The sequence below is a fragment of the Caldovatus aquaticus genome (assembly GCF_019458025.1).
Classification (GTDB): domain Bacteria; phylum Pseudomonadota; class Alphaproteobacteria; order Acetobacterales; family Acetobacteraceae; genus Caldovatus; species Caldovatus aquaticus.
Genome location: NZ_JAHZUY010000069.1, coordinates 1 through 18,079, shown reverse-complemented (window position 1 = coordinate 18,079; position 18,079 = coordinate 1). Strand labels below are relative to the sequence as shown.

General features: G+C 77.7%; 13 protein-coding genes and 1 pseudogene. 6 read left to right on the top strand and 8 right to left on the bottom strand.

What is annotated here, in order from left to right:
* Positions 1-190: 190 nt before the first annotated feature.
* From K1J50_RS16580 to K1J50_RS16565, 4 genes are all read right to left on the bottom strand, one after another.
* Positions 191-1,390, bottom strand: coding sequence for a carboxylate--amine ligase (locus K1J50_RS16580; protein WP_220118878.1), 1,200 nt, complete (start codon positions 1,388-1,390; stop codon positions 191-193).
* A gap of 50 nt (positions 1,391-1,440) precedes the next feature.
* Positions 1,441-2,715 carry an NAD(P)-binding domain-containing protein gene (locus tag K1J50_RS16575; RefSeq protein ID WP_220118877.1) on the bottom strand — a complete coding sequence of 425 codons (1,275 nt, stop codon included), beginning with the start codon at positions 2,713-2,715 and terminating at the stop codon, positions 1,441-1,443.
* A gap of 411 nt (positions 2,716-3,126) precedes the next feature.
* Positions 3,127-3,957, bottom strand: a complete 831-nt coding sequence (locus tag K1J50_RS16570; RefSeq protein WP_220118876.1) for a sterol desaturase family protein — start codon at positions 3,955-3,957, stop codon at positions 3,127-3,129.
* Between the two features lie 47 nt (positions 3,958-4,004).
* The gene (locus tag K1J50_RS16565) at positions 4,005-5,036 is read right to left on the bottom strand and encodes a M14 family metallopeptidase (RefSeq protein ID WP_220118875.1); all 1,032 of its coding nucleotides are present in this window, start codon (positions 5,034-5,036) and stop codon (positions 4,005-4,007) included.
* 191 nt (positions 5,037-5,227) lie between these two features.
* Between K1J50_RS16565 and K1J50_RS16560 the strand changes: the two genes are divergently transcribed.
* Positions 5,228-6,820: a M81 family metallopeptidase gene (locus K1J50_RS16560; RefSeq protein WP_220118874.1), complete on the top strand. Its 1,593-nt coding sequence runs from the start codon at positions 5,228-5,230 to the stop codon at positions 6,818-6,820.
* A 40-nt stretch (positions 6,821-6,860) separates the two neighbouring features.
* Positions 6,861-7,286, top strand: coding sequence for a CDGSH iron-sulfur domain-containing protein (locus K1J50_RS16555; protein ID WP_220118873.1), 426 nt, complete (start codon positions 6,861-6,863; stop codon positions 7,284-7,286).
* 69 nt (positions 7,287-7,355) lie between these two features.
* Here the strand turns inward: K1J50_RS16555 and K1J50_RS16550 are convergent, their stop codons facing one another.
* A complete protein-coding gene (locus tag K1J50_RS16550) occupies positions 7,356-8,123 on the bottom strand; it encodes a DsbA family protein (protein ID WP_369413632.1) in 768 nt (255 codons plus the stop codon).
* Positions 8,120-9,556, bottom strand: a complete 1,437-nt coding sequence (locus K1J50_RS16545) for a M48 family metalloprotease (RefSeq protein ID WP_220118872.1) — start codon at positions 9,554-9,556, stop codon at positions 8,120-8,122. Before K1J50_RS16545 ends, K1J50_RS16550 begins: the two co-directional genes overlap by 4 nt.
* On the opposite strand from K1J50_RS16545, the gene K1J50_RS16540 reads away from it, so the two are divergent.
* Together K1J50_RS16540 and K1J50_RS16535 are read left to right on the top strand one after the other, a co-directional pair.
* Positions 9,555-10,952, top strand: coding sequence for a gamma-glutamyltransferase (locus K1J50_RS16540; RefSeq protein ID WP_220118871.1), 1,398 nt, complete (start codon positions 9,555-9,557; stop codon positions 10,950-10,952). The two genes, K1J50_RS16545 and K1J50_RS16540, sit on opposite strands and share 2 nt — an antisense overlap.
* Before the next feature lie 142 nt (positions 10,953-11,094).
* Entirely contained in the window at positions 11,095-12,264 is a 1,170-nt protein-coding gene (locus K1J50_RS16535) for a pyridoxal phosphate-dependent aminotransferase (RefSeq protein ID WP_220118870.1), read from the top strand.
* A 97-nt stretch (positions 12,265-12,361) separates the two neighbouring features.
* On the opposite strand, the gene K1J50_RS16530 is transcribed toward K1J50_RS16535, so the two are convergent.
* A complete protein-coding gene (locus K1J50_RS16530; protein WP_220118869.1) occupies positions 12,362-12,712 on the bottom strand; it encodes an antibiotic biosynthesis monooxygenase family protein in 351 nt (116 codons plus the stop codon).
* A 207-nt stretch (positions 12,713-12,919) separates the two neighbouring features.
* Here K1J50_RS16530 and K1J50_RS16525 point away from each other — a divergent pair, with 207 nt between their 5' ends.
* Positions 12,920-13,636 carry an ArsR/SmtB family transcription factor gene (locus K1J50_RS16525; RefSeq protein WP_220118868.1) on the top strand — a complete coding sequence of 239 codons (717 nt, stop codon included), beginning with the start codon at positions 12,920-12,922 and terminating at the stop codon, positions 13,634-13,636.
* Positions 13,637-13,738: 102 nt separating this feature from the next.
* On the opposite strand, the gene K1J50_RS16520 is transcribed toward K1J50_RS16525, so the two are convergent.
* Positions 13,739-17,080, bottom strand: a complete 3,342-nt coding sequence (locus tag K1J50_RS16520) for an Rne/Rng family ribonuclease (RefSeq protein WP_255575381.1) — start codon at positions 17,078-17,080, stop codon at positions 13,739-13,741.
* Positions 17,081-17,892: 812 nt separating this feature from the next.
* Here K1J50_RS16520 and K1J50_RS16510 point away from each other — a divergent pair.
* Positions 17,893-18,079, top strand: a pseudogene (locus K1J50_RS16510) (IS5/IS1182 family transposase); the annotation flags it as partial.

Here is an 18,079-nt window from a genome sequence, read left to right as displayed (position 1 = left end):
GCGCCTCCGCCAGGCTCCCCTGTCCGATCCGCCGCTGACCCATCCCCGCCTCGCCTCAGCCTTCGCGAGGCTCAGCGAATCAGCCATCAGCCGCTCAGCAAGGCGTTTCGCAGGGGGCTCCGGCGAGAATCGCGTCCCCCGGCGCGATGCCGGAAGGCCGGCCCCGTCGGCGGAGGGGCGGCGGTCCCGCTCAGGCGCCGGCCGATGGCGCGGAGACGCGGGGTCCCAGCAGGCGGCGCGCGGCGTTCCGCGCCCTGCGGGCGGCGGCGCGCAGGGCCGGGAGCGGGTCGTGCCAGCGCCAGAAGGCGTTGTGGATGCGATGCCCGGGCGGGTAGGCGCACGCGGTGCCGAGCGCGCGCGCGGCCCGGAAATCGGTGAACTCGTCCCGCCAGACATGGGCGGGGTCGAGCCTCAGGCGCGGCCGCGGCAGCCCGGCGGCATCGCAGTAGGCGACGTGGCAGAGGTTGATTCCGCACAGGGCGGCGATCTCCTCCTGGCCGTCCGCCCGGCCCACCGTGGGCTCGACCATGTAGAAGCGCCCGTCCCGGGCGTCGCGCTTGAACTCCATGCCGGCCAGGCCCTCGGCGACCCCGGCGTGGCGGAAGAAGCCGAGCGTCGCCGCCTCCAGCTCCTCCGCCACCTCGGGCGCCGCCCAGCAGCTGGCCGTGGTGCCCACCTGCGCCGGCCAGGACCGGCCCTTGCGGCCGGTGAAGACGACCGGCGCGGGAGCGCCGAGGCAGCAGAGCACGAAGCAGATCGCATCGTTCGCGCCCTCGATCCATTCCTGGACCACGACCTCGCCGGCCCGGTCGAGGATGCGGCGGCAGAGGTCCTGCGCCTCCTGCCGGCCCGCCACCCGGTAGGCCTTCGCGAAGGCGCCGTCGTAGTCCGGCGAGCGGCCGTTGGGCTTGACGCACAGCGGCGGCCGCAGGTCGTGCAGGCGGCGGAGGTCGGCGTGCCGCTGCAGCAGCAGGGTCTCGGCGACGGCGAAGCCGCCCGCCCGCGCCATCCGGAAGAACGGCAGCTTGCGCGTCAGCGCTTCCAGCAATTCGTGGGCGGGCAGGGCGAACCGGAAGTGGGGGGCGAGGCGGTCGCGGTGCCGCGACACGGTGAGCAGGGGGCGATCGTCGGCGCAGATCAGGACGGCGTCCCGGGACAGGCGCTCCCGCAGCCGGAGCAGCTCGGCGACGAAGGGCTCGCCGTCGAAGGTGCTCGCCCGGACGGGGCGGCAGTAGCGCGACGCCGCCGCCTCGTCGCGGCCGAGGGTGACGAGCAGCGGACGGATGCCGGCCCGGGCGAGACTGCGCACGACGCCGAGGCCGTTGACGCCGCCGCCGAGGACGACCGCGACCGGCGCCGGGCCGCCGGGGGCGCCGGTCCGCGGGAGCATCGTGCCGGACGGTGCCGCGCCTTGCGTCCGCTGCGGGGGCCGGGTGCCGGTCACCCCGAGGCGGACGACCACGCGGTCCTGCGCCGGAAGGCCGTCGCGGCGCCCGGCCGCGCTCGCGCCAGCGCCGCCAGGTGCCCCGACACCTGCCGCGCCGCGAAGTCGGCGCCCGCGGCGAACCGCATGAGCGGCCCGAAGGTCGTCGCCGCCGCGGCCCCCACGACATACAGCCCCGGGACCGAGGACTCGAAGTCGGCCGACAGCCGCGGCGTCCTGCCGATCAGGGCCATCCGCCCGAGGATGTCCGGGCCGAGGAACGGCAGGCGGTGCACGTCGGGGCTGTAGCCGGTGGCGGCGATCACGTGGTCCACCTGCAGGCGCCGGGTGCTGCCGTCGCCGGCCAGCAGGCACAGGTCTACGCCGGATGCGCCGGCCCGGGCCTCTTGCACGGTGCATCCCAGCCAGCGCGGGAGCGTCGCCGCCCGCTCCCGCAGGGGCCAGCCCCCGGACGGGCCGAGGAAGGTCCGCGCGATGCGGAGGCGGTGCCGGTCCGGCAGGAAGCGGTAGAGCCAGGGAAGCTCCACCGCCGCCTTCTTCGTCCAGCCCGGCCCCAGCTCCGACACCGGCCAGCGGAGGCGCCGGTACAGGCGCCGGTGCCAGGGCCTGGGGCCCGCCCCGCCGCCCCAGGGCGAATCGAAGCCGAGCGCCTGGCGGCGCGCGATCAGCCGCACCGCCGCTCCCGCCTCGTGCGCCAGGGTCGCGAGTTCGATCGCCGAGGAGCCGGCGCCGATCACGGCCAGGCGCTGGCCCTTGAAGCGCCGCAGGTCCCGGTGGTCGGCGCTGTGCGACACGCGGTCCGGGCCGAGATGGGCGAGCGTCTCGGGGACGTGGCGGAAGTGGCCGATCCCGACCGCGAGCACGACCCGCCGCGTCCGGAACGCCTCGCCGCGCGCGGTGCGCACCTCGAAGCCGTCGGCGGCCGCAGCGAGGGCGGCCACGGTGTCCTCCTCGAGGTGCGGCACGAAGCGCTCCTGGAACGCGAGGCCGTACCGGCAGAAGGTCTCGAGCGGGACCGGCAGGTCGAGCTCCTCGTAGGGGAGGCCGTTCTGCCGGCAGAACGCGCGGAGGGTGAAGGCGCGCTCCGGGTCGGAGAGGTTCGACGCGAAGCCGGCCGACTTGAGCAGCATGCCCTCGGGCATGTTGCGCCGCCACGTCTCCATCGGGCGGCCGAGGATCCGGTGGTCCACGCCGAGCGCCCGCAGGTGCGCTGCGACCGACAGCCCGTAGGGGCCGGCGCCGATCACCGTCACGTCCGCAGCGGTGGTCATGTCCCGTCTCCGTTCCGGAAGGCGCGGCGCGGCGGCCGCGGCGGAACCGGCGCGGCCTCCTGGCCGGGGTGCGGACCCTTCCCGGCGCGGCGCGGGCGCGCCCGGCCGCCGGAGCCCGCCGGCGGACCGCAAGACTTCGCGAGTTCGTGCACGTTTCTTTCCCGATCGCGGCCCGGTCTGGATCGCGTGCCCGAGAATGACCCGGAAAAACCAAAACCTGGAACAAATTTACGAGAATAAAAATTCCGGACGGTTCTTGGAATATTGATTTCAAGACCTGGTGATGCTTCCGGAGGGACGAGGCGGTGCCTGTCTCCGGGCCGGCGCGGCCGACAGCGGCCCTTCCGCCCGGCGGCGCGGAGGGCGCGTCCTGCCCCGGCGGGAGGGCGCGGCGCTCCCGCCGCGTGCGCCTCAGCCGCGCCGCGGCGGCACCGTCCCGCCGCGGAAGGGCTGCGTCAGCAGCCGGTCGAGCCGCAGCTCGGCCGGATCGCGGAAGACCGCGAGCCCGACCGTCATCCGCTCCTCCCCCGCCGCCGGCGCGGCGCGGTAGGTGCAGAACAGCCGGTCCCACCAGGACAGGCAGAAGCCGAAATTGCAGTCCGTCTCCGCCGGCACGACGGAGTGGTGCACCCGGTGCATCCCCGGCGTCACCAGCACCAGGCGCAGCGCCGCGTCGAGCCGGCCCGGCAGGGCGAGGTTGGCGTGGCTGAACAGCGCGCCCGCGTTGAGCAGAACCTCGAACAGCAGCACCGCGACCGCCGGCGCGCCGAGCGCGGACACGACCGCGATCTTGATCGCCATCGAGAGCAGGATCTCGATCGGGTGGAAGCGCAGCCCCGTGGTGGCGTCGAGCTCCGGATCGGCGTGGTGCACGCGGTGCAGCCGCCACAGCGCCGGCACCGCGTGGAAGACGCGGTGCTGCAGGTAGATCGCGAGGTCGAGCAGCACCACCGCGGCCGGCACCGCGAGCCAGCCGGGCGCGCCGAGCCGGCGCAGCAGGCCCGTCCCCTGCGCCTCGGCGACGAGCGCCGCGCCGATCGCCGCGGTCGGAAAGAGCACGCGCAGCAGCAGGCCGTCGAGCGCCACCAGGCCGAGGTTGCCGGGCCAGCGGGCGCGGCGCGGCAGCCGCGGGCGGCGCCAGGGGGCGAGCGCCTCGCCCGCCGCGCAGAGCAGCAGCACGCCGGCGAAGGCGGCGAGGCGGATCAGCGGTTCGGCCGCGACCAGGCCGGGCGGGGTTTCCATCGCGGCGCCGATATGGGCGCGGCGCGCCGCGCCTTACAGGCCGAGCCTCACGGGCCGTGCCCCGGCTCCCCGGGGCGGGCCGGCGGCGGGGCGTCCACGAACCGCGCCAGCCGCACCGCGGTGTGGCCGCGCATGGGGCGCGGGCTCGGCATCACCAGCAGGCAGTCGTCGTGGGGCGTGCGGATCTCCTCCTCGCCGTCGAGCGCGATCAGCGTGTTGCGCCGGGCGATCACCTCGCCGCCGCGGAACTCGCGCAGGAAGGCGAAGCCGGCGCTCGCGGCGGTCACGGCGCGGGTCACCCGCGCGAGGCGCGGCCGCGCCGGCGCCGCCGCGCCCGCCTCGGCGGGCTCCGGCCTGGCGAGGCCGAGCAGGCCGAGCAGCCGCCCGGCCGCCGCCGCCGCGGTCTCCACCGTCTCCGGCTCCCAGTGCGGCCCGGCCTCGAGCAGCAGCGCGATGGCCTTCGCCCGGGGATCGGCGAAGCGGGGGTAGTCGATCAGCCGCCGCCCGCCGGCGTGCCCCTCGTCGGCCACCACCAGCGGCGGCAGGCCGATCGCGAGGGCGAGCCGCGCGGCGCGGTCCGTCGTCCCGCTCAGGATCAGCGGATCGGAGGGCCACAGCATGGAGTGCAGGTCGAGCACCACGTCGGCCGCGTCGAAGACCGGCCGCAGCGCGCGGGCGCGGCGCAGCTCGGAGGAGGGCCGCGCCACCGCGCGCTCGAGCTGCTCGACGCTCCACAGCCGGTTCATGTCCTCGTCGAGGAAGCGGCTCGCCGTCGGATCGGCGGGATCGAAGCGCGCGAAGGCGTCGAGATTGGCGAACACCAGGCTGAGCCGCCCGCGCACCGGCCGCAGGCCGGCGCGCAGCCAGCGCAGAAGCAGGTGCGCGCCGGCGATCTCGTTGCCGTGGGTCAGCGCGACCACCGCGAGGTGCGGCCCCGGCGCGGCGGCGGCGAAGCTCCACACGCCGGGCAGCCCGGTATTGCCTTCGCGCCAGGGGCCGAGCTCGGGCACCGGGATGCGCACCTCGGTGCACGGCAGCGGCTGCGGCATCGCCGCCGGGGGAGGCTGCCCGCTCTCCATGCGGCGTGCGGTCCCGGTCAGCCCCGCGCCGCGCCGCGGCAGCGCGCGCCGCCGCGGCGCGCGCCGCGCGACGCCGGTTCGCAGCCGGCCCTTGCAGCCGGCGATCCGACGGGAACTGCCATCGCCGACCTCCCCCTGCCCAGTCTATACGGGCCGCGGCGACCGGCAATCCGGCAGGAGAGGGGGCGGCCATGAGCGTCACGACCCACGCGCAGGCGGGACCGGCGCCGCGCATCGCGATCCTCGGCCTGCATCTCGAGGCCAACGCCTTCGCCCCGCCCACCACCCGCGAGGACTTCGCCCGCCTCTGCCTCGAGCGCGGCGAGCGGATCAGCGCGCTCGCCCGCGCGGCGACGAGCCACCTGCCGCTCGAGGTTCCGGGCTTCTACCGGCGCATGGACGCGACCGGGCCCTGGATTCCGGCGCCGGTGCTGATCGCCGCCGCGCCGCCCGGCGGGCCGATCGAGCAGGCGGTGTTCCTCGACCTCCTCGACGAGATGCGGCGCGGGCTCGCCGCCGCGCTGCCGCTGGAGGGCGTCTACATCGCGAGCCACGGCGCGAGCAGCGCGACGGGGGACGAGGACAGCGACGGCACGCTCGCCGCGATGGTGCGCCGGATCGTCGGCCCCGCCGTGCCGGTGGTCTGCACCCACGACCTTCACTGCAATGTGAGCGGGCGCATGATCGCGGCGCTCGACGCCTTCGTCGCCTACCGCACCAACCCGCACGTGGACCAGGCGGCACGGGCGGCCGAGGCCGCCGACCTGCTGCGCGCCCTGCTCGCGGGCGAGCGCTTCGCGACGGCCTTCCTCCGCCTGCCGCTGGCGCCGCCGACGGTGACGCTGCTCACCGGGGAAGGGCCCTATGCCGACCTGGTCCGCGACGCCGAGGCGCTGATGCGCGACGACCCCGGCATCGCCAGCGCCTCCGTCACCGGCGGCTTCGTCTATTCCGACCTGCCGAAATGCGGGATGGCGGTGACGGTGACGGCGCGCGGCGGCGACCTCGCGCGCGCCCGCCGCGCCGCGCTGGCGCTGGCCCGCCGCGCCTGGGCCGAGCGCGGGCGGCACACGCGGCGGCTGCTCCCGCTCGCCGAGGCGGTCGGGATCGCGCTCGCCGCCGGGCGGGGCGAGCAGCCGCCGGCGCTGCTCGCCGATTCCGGCGACAATCCCGGCGGCGGCGGGCGCGGCAACACCGCCTGGCTGCTCTCCGCCCTGCACGAGGCGCGCGCGCCGGGGGTCGTGCTCGGCGTGTTCGTGGACCCCGCGCTGGCGGCGGAGGCGCATGGCCTGGGCGAGGGCGCGCGCTTCGCGGCGGTGTTCAACCGCGTCGAGTCGCAATTCTCGCGCCGCTTCGCGGCGCCGGCGCGGGTGCTACGGCTTTCCGACGGCAAGGGCGTGGGCCGGCGCGGCACCGTCGCCGGGCGCGCCTTCGACCTCGGTCCCTCGGCGCTGCTGGAGCTCGCGGAGAGCGGCCTGCGCGTCGTGGTGGGCAGCCTGCGGCGGCAGTGCCTCGATCCGCGGATGCTGGAGATGTTCGGCATCGGCATCCCGGAGGCGCGCACGGTGGTGGTGAAGTCGCGCGGCCATTTCCGCGCCGGCTTCGACGAGTTCTTCCCCGACGAGCGGATCTTCGAGGTGGACGCGCCGGGGCTGACCAGCCCGGTGCTGGCGCGCTTCCCGTGGCGGCGCCTGCCGCGCCCGCTCTGGCCGCTCGACCCGGAGGCGGCGTGGCGCGAGCCGGAGTGGGCGGCCTCTTCCCAGGCGCCGGCGGGCGCGATCTGATGGCGGCGTGAGGGCCGCACCGCAGCAGGAGGGGATGCCGATGAGCGCCGCCACCACCGCACCGCCGCCGCGCAACACCGTGCGGCTGCTCGCCGACGGGCCGCTCGAGCTGCGCGGCGAACTGCGCCTGCGGGGCGAGCCGATCGGCAGCGAGGCCTGGCTGTGCCGCTGCGGCCGGTCGCAGAACAAGCCGCACTGCGACGGCAGCCACCGCAGCGCCGGCCGGCCGCTGCCGGGCGACTGCGCGCCGCGCGGCGAGGCCGCGGCGGCGGCCGGGGAGGGGCCGCTCGAGATCGAGCCCCGGCCGAACGGCCCGAACCGGATCACCGGCCCGTTCGCGCTGCTGAACGCGAAGGGCGAGGTGATCGAGCGACTGACCCAGGGCGTCTTCTGCCGCTGCGGGGAGTCGAAGAAGGCGCCCTATTGCGACGGCAGCCACCGCGCGATCGGCTTCGTCGCGCCCTAGGCGCGCGCCGGCGCCGGCGAGCCGGTCCGCGCGCCCGGGGCCGGCTCGCCTCGGCCGCGCCCGGCCCCGCTACCGCCGCGCCGCGGCCGCCTCCCGCGCCGCGGCCACCAACCGCTCGAGCGTCGGCAGGTCAACGGCGCCCGGGACCACCTGCTCGCCGATCACCAGCGCCGGCGTGCCCTCGATGCCGAGCGCCTGGGCGAGGCGCAGATTGGCCTCGATCCGCCGCTGGATCGCGGGATCGTCCATCTCGCGCCGCAGCCGCGCCCAGTCGAGGCCGAGGCGCTCCGCCTGCGCCCGCAGCACGCCCTCGGTGGTGTCGCCGCGCAGGCGCAGCAGCGCGTCCTGGAGCTCCGCATACTTCCCCTGCCGCTGCGCCGCGAGCAGCGCCCGCGCCGCGAGCACGCTGTTCGGGCCGAGGATCGGCAGGTCCTTGAGCACCAGCCGCAGGGCGCGGTCGCGCCGCAGCAACTCCTCGAGCGCCGGGTGGAGCTGGCGGCAGAAGCTGCAGCGCACGTCGAAGAACTCGACCAGGGTGACGTCGCCCTGCGGGTTGCCCTTCACCGGGTCGGCCGGGTCGCGGAACAGCGCCTCGGCGTGGCGCGCGATCGCCTCCCGCGCGCGGTCGCCGCGCGCGCGCGTCTCCGCCTCCTCCAGCGCGATCAGGGCGTCGCGCAGGATCGAGGGGTCCCGGCGCAGCGCCTCGCGCAGGATGCCGACGATCTCCTCGCGCTGCTCGGGGGTGAAGGAGGGGCCGCCGCCCTGGCCCCGGGCCGGCGCGCCGGCGGCGAGGAGCAGCGCCGCGGCGGCGGCGACGCGCATCGGGGCCCGCCTCACCGCTGCCGCTCCTGCCGCTCGCGCCGCAGCCGGTCCTCGAGTTCGCGCTCCTCGCGCGTCATGTTGTCGCGTCGCGCCGCCTCGCGCAGGTCCGTCGCACGCAGCCGGGCCGGACCGGGCGGCAGCGCCTGCTCCGCCCGGCGCGCCAGCATCCGCGCCGCCGGGTAGTCGCCCTCCAGGATCGCGGCCTCGGCGAGCGCGAGATCGGCGAGCGCCGTCTGTCCCGCCCGCCCGCGGGCGAGGCCGAGCTGACGCCAGGCGAAGGCCGAATCGCGCTCGAGGCGCAGGCTCGCCTCCAGCTCCTCGATCGCCGGGCGCAGCAGCGCGGGATCGCCGGTCTCCATCAGCGCCCGGCCGTAGGCCATGCGGATCAGCGCCTGGGCTGGGGCGAGCCGCGCCGCCTCGCGATAGGCGGGGATCGCCTCGCGCGGTCGGCCGCCCTCGAACAGCACCTGGCCTTTCATCTCGTGCAGCCAGGGGCTCGCGGGCTGCTCGCGGATCAGCTCGTCGAGCAGGGCCGCCGCCTCGCCGATGCGGCCGGCGCGGAAATACTGGATCGCGCGGGCGTAGCGGGCCGGGGCGGAGCGGTCGCTCTCCGGGTAGCGCCGCCAGACGACGGCGCCGCTCTCGAGGAACCCGTCGAGCTTGGCCCGCACCATGGCGAAGCCGGTCTCGATCGCGGGCGGCAGCGGCGCGTCGGCGTGGCGGCCGCGGGCGAGCTGCTCGCGCACGAACTCGAGCCGGTCGCGCGAGAGCGGGTGGGTGCGGAGATAGGGGTCCTGGCGGGCGACGGAGAGCAGCTCCTGGTCCTGCATCCGGGTCAGCAGCCGCTCCAGCCCGCGCGGCGACCAGCCGTTGCGCTCGAGCAGGGTGATCGCCGCCTGGTCCGCCGCCTGCTCCTGCTGGCGGGAGAAGGCGTAGAACTCCCCCATCGCCATGGCCTGGCCGCCGAGGGCGATGGCGGCCGCGGCGTCGCCGCGCCCGCTCGCCGCCGCCGCGGCGCCGCCGAGCAGCATCGCGGCGATCGAGCGGAGCATCGCCGCGCGCATCTGCTCGGGAAGCCGCGCGAGGTGGCCGCCGGCGATGTGGCCGGTCTCGTGCGCCAGCACGCCGACCAGCTCGCTCGCGCCCGAGGCCTGCTGGATCAGGCCGGTGTGGATGAACAGCCGGTTGCCGGTCGTCACGAAGGCGTTTATGGCCCGGTTCTGGATCAGGGTGATGCGCACCAGGGCGGGGTCCACGCCGGCGGCGCGGAACAGGGGGTCGGCGATGCTGCGGATCAGCGACTCCGTCTCCGCGTCCCGGATGGTGACGATCGGCGGGCCCGCCGGGCCCTGCTGCGCCAGGGCGCGCCAGGGAAGGGCCAGGACCGTCAGGATGTGGCAGAGCACGAGCAGCGCCGCGACGAGGGCGCGCAACGGCAGGCGCTTCATGGCGCCCACCCTAGCCCGCCGGTGGCCCTGCGGGCCAGCCGGGGCGGCACTGGCCGGGCTGCTCGCCCTGGCCCTGGCGCCCGGCTGTTCCGCCGTCGAGTCGCTGGTGCCGCGCCTCGGCGCCGGGCCGCAGCCGGGCCAGCCCGGCTATGTGCGCGGCTTCCTCGGCGGCGTGGCGGCGGAGGAGCCGCGCGCCGCGCTGGTGGCGCGGGAGGTGCTCTCGGCCGGCGGCTCGGCGACCGATGCCGCGGTGGCGGCGGGCCTGACCCTCGCCGTGACCCTGCCCTCGCGTGCCGGGCTCGGCGGCGGCGGCGCCTGCCTGGTGTTCGAACCCGGCCGCCGGGGCGGCGGGGTGGAGGCGGTGGTGTTCCCGGCCGGCGGGCGCACCGCCGCGCTGCCGCCCGGCACCGACCGCCCGGCGGCGGTGCCGATGCTCGCCCGCGGCCTGTTCGCGCTGCACACCCGCGGCGGCCGGCGGCCCTTCGAGGAGCTGCTCGCCGAGGCCGAGCGGCTCGCCCGGCTCGGCACCCCGGTCAGCCGCGCGCTGGCGCGGGACCTCGCCGCGGTGCAGGGGCCGCTCTTCGCCGATCCGGGCGCGCGCGCGGTGTTCGCGCGGCCGGACGGAGCGCCGCTCGCCGAGGGCGACCGGCTGGTGCAGCCGGATCTCGCCGCGACGCTGACGACGCTGCGCATCTCGGGCGTCGGCGACCTCTACCAGGGCGCGCTGGCGCGCCGGCTGGCGGAGGCCTCGGCGCGCGCGGGCGGCGGACTGACCCTGCCCGAGCTGCGCGAGGGGGTGCCGCAGGTCCTCGCCGCGCCGCAGGTGCGGGCCGGGAACGACACGGTGGCCTTCCTGCCGCCCGAGGCGGATGGCGGGCGCGGCGCGGTGGCGCAGGCCTGGCAGCGGGGCGGCGGGGATCCGGCGCGGATCCTCGTCGGCGGGCCGGCGGACGGCGGCGGGGGCCTCGGCGCCAGCACCGCGCTGGTGACGCTCGACCGCGACGGCGGGGCGGTGGCCTGCGCCTTCAGCATGAACAACCTGTTCGGCACCGGACGGGTGGCCCAGGGCACGGGCATCCTGCTCGCCGCGGCGCCGAACCAGGGGGCGGTGGCGCCGGCGCCGCTCGCCGCGACGCTGGCGAGCAACGCCAGCCTGCGCGCCTTCCGCGCTGCGGTGGCGGCGAGCGGCCAGCAGGCAGCGCCGTTGGCGGCGGCGGCGACCATGGCGCGCATCCTGCAAGGCGCCGCGCCGGCCGAGGCGATCACCGCGGCGCCGGAGCCGGCGCGGGTGGTGGCGATCGGCTGCGCCCGCTACCTGCCCGGGCGCCCCGAGTCCTGCGCCGCGGCGAGCGACCCGCGCGGCGCCGGCGCGGCGTTCGGCGGCGCGGAGCGTTGAGGGCGGCGGGGCCGGGCCTGCGCGCCGCTCCGCCCCTGCGCCGGGGCGGCGCCGGGCGGCAGGGAGGACGGCGCGACCGGGCGGCTTCGCGCCGCGCTTGGCCGGCCGGTTCGCGCGCGCACCGGCGGAGGAGGGAACAGCCGTGCCGCTGAAGGTCGGCCGCGGGGCGGAGGCGCCGCCCTTCCTGGTGATGGACGTGATCGCCGCCGCCAACGCGCGCGCCGCCGCCCTGCCGCCCGGCGCCCCCGGCGTGATCCGCATGGAGGTCGGCCAGCCCGGCACCGGCGCCCCGCGCGGCGCGGCGGAGGCGGCGATCCGCGCGCTGCGCTCGGGCACGCCGCTCGGCTACACCGAGGCCTTCGGGCTGCGCTCCCTGCGCGAGCGCATCGCCCGCCACTACGCGGAGCGCTATGGGCTCGCCGTGCCGCCGGCGCGGATCGCGGTGACGGTCGGCGCCTCGGGCGCCTTCCCGCTCGCCTTCCTTGCCGCCTTCGATCCGGGCGACGCGGTGGCGATGGCCGCGCCCTTCTATCCGCCCTACGCCAACATCCTGACCGCGTTCGGCATGCGCCCGCTGCTGCTGCCCTGCGACGCCGCGACGCGCTTCCAGCCGACGGTGGCGATGCTGGAGCGGCTCGACCCGCGCCCGGCCGGGCTGATCGTCGCGAGCCCCTGCAACCCCGCCGGCACCATGCTGGCGCCGGAGGAACTCGCCGCCATCGCCCGCTGGTGCGACGCGGAGGGCGTGCGGCTGATCTCGGACGAGATCTACCACGGGCTGGTCTACGGCGAGGCGAAGGAGGCCAGCGCGGCGGCGTTCTCCGGCTCCGCCGTGGTGGTGAACAGCTTCTCCAAGTACTTCTCGATGACCGGCTGGCGCGTCGGCTGGATGGTGCTGCCGGAGGACCTGGTCCGCCCGGTCGAGTGCCTGGCGCAGAACCTGTTCATCAGCGCCCCGCACGTCGCGCAGGTGGCGGCCGAGGCCGCCTTCGACTGCATCCCCGAGCTGGAGGAGAACCGCGCCCGCTACCGGCGCAACCGCGACCTGCTGCGGCGCGCGCTGCCGGCGGCGGGGCTCGACCGGCTCTCGCCCGCGGACGGCGCGTTCTACCTCTGGGCCGATGTCGGCCACCTGACCAACGACAGCCCGGAATTCTGCGCGCGGATGCTGCGCGAGGCGGGCATCGCCGCGACCCCGGGCGTGGACTTCGACCGCGAGCGCGGCAGCCGCTTCGTGCGCTTCAGCTACTGCGGACCGGAGGCGGACATGGCGGAGGCGGCGGAGCGGCTCAGGCGCTGGCTGCGGCCGTAGCGCCGCCCCCGGCCGCCCGGTGCGCCGTTCGTCAACCTGTTCCGCCCGCGCGTGCTGCGGGCCGCGGAGGAGAGGGACGACGGCGCCTGAGGCCGCCTCACCCGCCGTGTCGCGCCCGCGAATCCGCCGGCGCCTGCTCGCGCCGCTCGGTCATGCCGTAGTCGCGCAGCACCGCGGCCACGCGCAGCCGGTAGCCGGCGAAGACGCCAGCCCGCCCCGCCGCCTGCGCCGCGCGGTGCGCCGCATGGTTGCGCCAGCGCTCCACCGCCGCCTCGTCCTCCCAGAAGGAGAGCGAGAGCAGCTTCGCCGGATTGCTCAGGCTGCGGAACCGCTCGACCGAGAGGAAGCCCGGCATCCTCTCCAGTTCCGGCCGCAGCCGGGCGGCGTGGTCGAGATACTCGTCGGTGCGGCCCTCGGCGGGCTCGACCTCGAAGATGACGGCGATCATGCGCACTCCCTCCTGCCCTTGGCGGCCGAGCCTGCCGCCGGATGCGCGGCGTGACCAGCGCCGCCCCCGCGCGCCGGGGGCGCCCGGCGTTGCGGGCGGGAAGCCTGCACCGGCGGTCGCGGTGCGGCTTCGCGCGCCGCCGAAGCGGCCCGGCCGCGGAACCGCTAGGCTGGCGGCCGATCATCCCCCGCCGGAGGCGCCCGAGCGATGCCGAGCCTTGCCGGATTCACCGCCACCGCCGCCCTGCTCGCCGATCCGGCCCGCTCGGCCATGTTGCACGCCCTGCTCGGCGGCGAGGCGCTGACCGCGGGCGAGCTCGCCCGCATCGCCGGCATCGCGCCGCCGACCGCGAGCGGGCACCTCGCGCAGCTCCTCGCCGGCGGGCTGGTCGCGGTGCACCGGCAGGGGCGGCACCGCTACCACCGCCTCGCCTCGGAGGAGGTGGCGGCGGCGCTCGAGGCGCTCGGCTGCCTCGCCGCCCTCGCCGACGGCGCCGCCCCCCGGCGCCGCGCCTGGCCGCATGGCGAGGCCTTCCGCACCGCGCGGCTCTGCTACGACCACCTGGCGGGCCGCCTCGGCGTCGGGCTGCATGCGCGTCTCACCGCCGGCGCCTGGCTCGTCCCCGCCCCCGGCGGCTGGCGCCTGAGCGGGGAGGGCGCGCAGCGCCTCGCCGCGCTCGGTCTCGATCTCGATGCCGCCCGGCGGGCGCGGCGCTTCGCCTGCGACTGCATGGACTGGTCGGAGCGGCGGCCGCATCTCGCCGGCGGACTCGGGCGCGCGCTGGCACAGGCGCTGCTGCGGCAGGGCTGGCTGCGCCGCGCGGCGCCGCGCGCGGACGATCCCTTCGCCCGCCGGCGCCTGGCGCCGACGCCGGAGGGCGCGCGGGTGCTGCGCGAGGCCTTCGGCCTCGACCTGGCGGCGTGAGGCGGAAGGCTGCCGCGCCGCCCGCCGGACCCGGCGGGCGGCGGTGCGGCCGGTCGCCCCCCGGCGGTTCCCCGGCCCGCCCGGCGGGGGCGGGCCGGCGCGTCAGCGCCGCCAGTAGCCGCGCCGCTTCGGCTGCGCCGCCGCCTCGGGCGGCTCCTCGTCGATCAGCCGGGGCAGGATCGGCGGCCCGATGCGCGGCTCCTGCGGGGCCGCGGGGGGCGGCGCCGTCACGGCCGCCGTCTCGCCGCCGCCTGCCGCTGCGGGCGTAGCGGGCGCGGGCAGCCCGGGCGGGGCTTCCGCGGGGCCGGCTGCGGGCGGCGCCGGGGGCGCAGCCGGCTCTGGCGTCACTGCGACGGGGGGCGGTGCGAACGGGGCCGCTGCCGCGGCCTCCGGGGCGCTCTGCGGCGCGGCGGGGGACGCCTCGGGCGGCGAAGCCCGGCGCGCCGCGGCCGCGGCCTCGGCAGCCGCCTCGGCGGCCGCCATCGCCTCGTAGATGTCCTCGATGTGGCCCGCGAAGGGATCGGCCGGGGTCGGGCCGCCATACCGCGCCGCCGGCGGGGCCGCGGCGGGCTGCGCGACGGCCGGCGGGGGAGCGGAGGCGGCGGCTTCGGACGCGAGCCGCTCCGGCCCGGCCCGGCCGCGGGCCACCGCCTCGCTCTCCAGCTCGGGGCGCCGACGGCGGCCGCCGCGCCGGCCGCGGCGCCGGCGGCCGCCGTTGCGCCGCTCCTCCCCCTCCTCCTCGTCTTCGCCCGGCCGGCCTTCCGCCTCCTCCTCCGCGGCGGCCGCCGGCTGCTCCGCCTCGCCCGGCGCGGTGGCCTCGGCTGCGGCCTGCTCCTCCTCGTACTCCTCCTCGCCAGGCTCGGCGGGCGCGCCTTCGGCCGCCCGTTCGGCGGCGAGGGGCGCGCCGCCCTCCTCGCGCCGCCCGCTGCGCCGGCGCCGCCGCCGCCGCCGGCGCTTCGCCCCTTCGCCCTCGGCCTCGCCGGCCGCGCGGACCGGCTCCGCCTCCGCCGGGGCGGCCTCGCCCGCCGCCTCGGGCGCCGCCTCCTCGGCGGCCGGCTCGGCGGCCTCCTCGGCTTCCTCCGGCTCGGGCGCGTAGTCCATGCGGAGCGCCGCGCTCGGCGCCGGCGACTCGGCGCCCGGCAGCGCGGCGGTCTGCGGCCGGACGCGCTCGATGCGCAGCGCCGGCGGGACCAGAGTGTCGTCCACCTCGAACGTCACGCGCATGTTGTAGCGCGCCTCGATGGCGGCGAGCCGGTCGCGGCGGCGGTTGAGCAGGAACAGCGCGAGCGGCTGCGCGACGCGCACGGCGATCTCGGCGGCGCGCCGCTTCGCGCCCTCCTCCTCGATCGCGCGCAGCACGGCGAGCGCGCTGCTCTCGATGCTGCGCACCTGGCCGCGGCCCTGGCAGTAGGAGCAGGTGACGAAGGCATGCTCGGCGAGCGAGGGGCGCAGCCGCTGCCGGCTCATCTCGAGCAGGCCGAAATGGCTGATCCGGCCGACCTGGATGCGCGCGCGGTCGTGCTTCAGCGCCTCCTTGAGGCGCCGCTCCACCATGGCGTCGTGCTTCGCCGACTCCATGTCGATGAAGTCGATCACGATCAGCCCGGCGAGGTCGCGCAGGCGGAGCTGGCGGGCGATCTCGTCCGCGGCCTCGAGGTTGACCTTGAGCGCGGTGTCCTCGATGTGCCGGTCGCGGGTGGCGCGGCCCGAGTTCACGTCGATCGCGACCAGCGCCTCGGTCTGGTGGATGACGATGGTGCCGCCCGACTTGAGCTGCACCACCGGCGAATACATCGCCTCGAGCTGCTGCTCCACGCCGTAGCGGACGAACAGCGGCACCGGGTCGCGGTAGAGCTGGATCTTGCGCACATGGCTCGGCATGAGCATGCGCATGAACTCGCGCGCCTCGCGGTAGGCGTCCTCGCCCTCGACGATGATCTCCTCGATGTCGCGCCCGTAGACGTCGCGGATCGAGCGCTTGATGAGGTCCGCCTCCTCGTAGATCAGCGCCGGGGCGGTGGACTGCAGCGTGCGCTCGCGGATCGAGTCCCAGAGGCGCAGCAGGTACTCGCAGTCGCGCTTGATCTCGGCCTTGGGGCGGTTGGCGCCGGCGGTGCGGATGATGAGGCTCATCCCCTCCGGCAGGCCGAGCTCGTCGATGATCTCGCGCAGCCGCTTGCGGTCGGCGGCGGAGGTGATCTTGCGCGAGACGCCGCCGCCGCGCGGCGAGTTCGGCATCAGCACGGAGAAGCGGCCGGCGAGGGAGATGTAGGTCGTCAGCGCCGCGCCCTTCGAGCCGCGCTCCTCCTTGACGACCTGCACCAGCATGATCTGCCGGCGCTTGATGACCTCCTGGATCTTGTACTGGCGGAGGAAGCGCGGCGGGATGCGGCGCTCGCGGCGCGCCTCCTCCTCGGCGTCGGCGGCGGCGCCCTCGCCGCCGAGCGTCTCGGGCGGCGGCGGCAGCTCCTCGGCGGGCTCGGATTCGGAGTCGTCGCGCGCGCCGCCCTCCGCCTCGCCCTCCCCGGCGCCGGGGGGCGCCCCCGCCGCCGTCGCGGCGGGGCGGCCCCCCGCCCCGCCGCGCCCGGCCTCCGCCTCGGCGGCGGCCGGGAAGGCCTCGGCCGCGGTCTCCGGCGCGGCCGCGGAAGCCTCGGCGGCGGGGGCCTCGGCGGCGGGCGGGACGGACGGGGCCGGCCCGGCGGCGGGGGCGGTCGTCCCCGCGAGCGTGACGGTCTCGACGGCGCCGGCCGGGGCCATGTGGTCTTCGGCGGCCTCGGCGGCGGCGTCCGGCGGGACGGTCCCGCGGATGCGGTCGTCCGTCCGGGTCATCGGCATGGCGCCGGAGACGGGCGGCGTGGCGCCCGGGGGGCCGCCGGCGCCTGCCGGCGCTTCGGCGCCCTCGGCAGGCGGTTCGGCGGCGCCCGCGGCCTCGGCCTGCGCGGCACCGGCGGGGAGCGGGGGAGCGGCGGCAGGCGCCTCCGCGGGCGCCGCTCCGGCCGGGGCGGCGCCGGTCGCCTCGGCCTCGCCCGTCGCCGCGGCGGCCGCTTCCGCTTCTGCTTCCGCTTCCGCCGCTTCCGCCTTCCCTTCGGCCGCCTCGGCGTGGCCGGCCTCGGCGCGCAGCGCCTCCTCCTCCTCGGCCTCGGCCTCGGCGCGGGCCTCGGCGGCCTGCATCTCGAGCAGGCGCTGCCGGTCGGCGACCGGAATCTGGTAGTAGTCGGGATGGATCTCGCTGAAGGCGAGGAAGCCGTGGCGGTTGCCGCCGTAGTCCACGAACGCGGCCTGCAGGCTGGGCTCCACCCGCACCACCTTGGCGAGGTAGATGTTGCCCTTGAGCGGGCGGCGGTGCGCGGTCTCGAGGTCGAACTCCTCCAGCCGGTTGCCGTCCATCACCACCACCCGGGTCTCCTCCGGGTAGCGGGCGTCGATCAGCATGCGCTTGGTCATCGGGGTGTCTGCTCCGCGCCGCCGGGTCCCGCGGTCGGGAGGGTCGGGCGGCGGATCGGGGTGGCGAGGCCCGAGCGGGGCGGGGTGGCGTCGCGCGGCGCGTCGGTCTGCAGCATGCGGCGGCGGCGCTCCGTCGTCCTCGTTCGGTGGGCCGGTGCTGCGCGCGCAAGGGGCGCGCGGCGTCGGCCCGGGGTTGGTGCGCCTCGGCGACTGCCCCGGGAGCCCTCGCGAGGGCCGCCCGGCTCCGGCCGGACGGCATCGCAGGCGCAGGCGGGCCGGCGACGGCGCGCGCTGTTCCGGTGCGCGCCGCAGGTCCCGTGCCGGCGGAGCGGGGCGCGTCGGCGCGGCGGTCGGAGACATCCGGCAAAACGCGGGCCGCGCCGCGCTGGCGGCGCTCACCCAGGCCGAAGGTCCCGGCCGCGGCGGCCCGGCCGGCGCCGCGCGCCGGGACGGACATCGCCCGGGACTCCGCCGGCGGCGGGCGCCGCCGGGGCAGGGCGCAGAGTAGGGGGCGGGGGGGCGGTTCGGCAAGGCCGCGTGGCCCGGTCGGCGGCGGCGGGCCGGGCAGGGGAGACCCCTGCGAAACGCGCCCGATCGGGTGAGGCAGGTGTGAGGGCGGCCTGGAAGCGGCCTTTGTGTTCGGTTTCGGTGTCTGGCGGCAGGCCGGGGGACGCGCGTCGCCTGTCAGGCGAGGAGGCGTTCGGCGCGGCGGAGGTTCATGGCGGTGCAGGGCAGGTGGACGCCTCGAAAAACCTCTGGTCCCGACGCGGTGTGATCTGATTCGCTTCGACTGGTGATGGCGGGGGCGCGGCATGGCGGGGCAGGCGCGTTTGTTCGACGCGGAGGAGCGTCTGCGCTGGCTCTCGGCCTCTGGCGGCCCGCTGGAACGGCTGCGCGCCGTGGTGGATTTCGAGGCGTTCCGTGCGGAGCTCGAGGCGGCGCTGCCGCGGGCGGACCGCAGCCGCGGCGGGCGGCCGCCCTACGACGCGGCGCCGATGG

What these genes read in the sequence shown, in the direction of transcription:
- K1J50_RS16555 (WP_220118873.1), top strand. Translation starts at nt 6,861, where the DNA reads ATGAGCGCCGCCACCACCGCACCGCCGCCGCGCAACACCGTGCGGCTG.
- K1J50_RS16575 (WP_220118877.1), bottom strand. Translation starts at nt 2,715, where the DNA reads ATGACCACCGCTGCGGACGTGACGGTGATCGGCGCCGGCCCCTACGGG.
- K1J50_RS16525 (WP_220118868.1), top strand. Translation starts at nt 12,920, where the DNA reads ATGCCGAGCCTTGCCGGATTCACCGCCACCGCCGCCCTGCTCGCCGAT.
- K1J50_RS16520 (WP_255575381.1), bottom strand. Translation starts at nt 17,080, where the DNA reads ATGACCAAGCGCATGCTGATCGACGCCCGCTACCCGGAGGAGACCCGG.
- K1J50_RS16570 (WP_220118876.1), bottom strand. Translation starts at nt 3,957, where the DNA reads ATGGAAACCCCGCCCGGCCTGGTCGCGGCCGAACCGCTGATCCGCCTC.
- K1J50_RS16580 (WP_220118878.1), bottom strand. Translation starts at nt 1,390, where the DNA reads ATGCTCCCGCGGACCGGCGCCCCCGGCGGCCCGGCGCCGGTCGCGGTC.
- K1J50_RS16530 (WP_220118869.1), bottom strand. Translation starts at nt 12,712, where the DNA reads ATGATCGCCGTCATCTTCGAGGTCGAGCCCGCCGAGGGCCGCACCGAC.
- K1J50_RS16545 (WP_220118872.1), bottom strand. Translation starts at nt 9,556, where the DNA reads ATGAAGCGCCTGCCGTTGCGCGCCCTCGTCGCGGCGCTGCTCGTGCTC.
- K1J50_RS16540 (WP_220118871.1), top strand. Translation starts at nt 9,555, where the DNA reads ATGGCGCCCACCCTAGCCCGCCGGTGGCCCTGCGGGCCAGCCGGGGCG.
- K1J50_RS16560 (WP_220118874.1), top strand. Translation starts at nt 5,228, where the DNA reads ATGAGCGTCACGACCCACGCGCAGGCGGGACCGGCGCCGCGCATCGCG.
- K1J50_RS16565 (WP_220118875.1), bottom strand. Translation starts at nt 5,036, where the DNA reads ATGGAGAGCGGGCAGCCTCCCCCGGCGGCGATGCCGCAGCCGCTGCCG.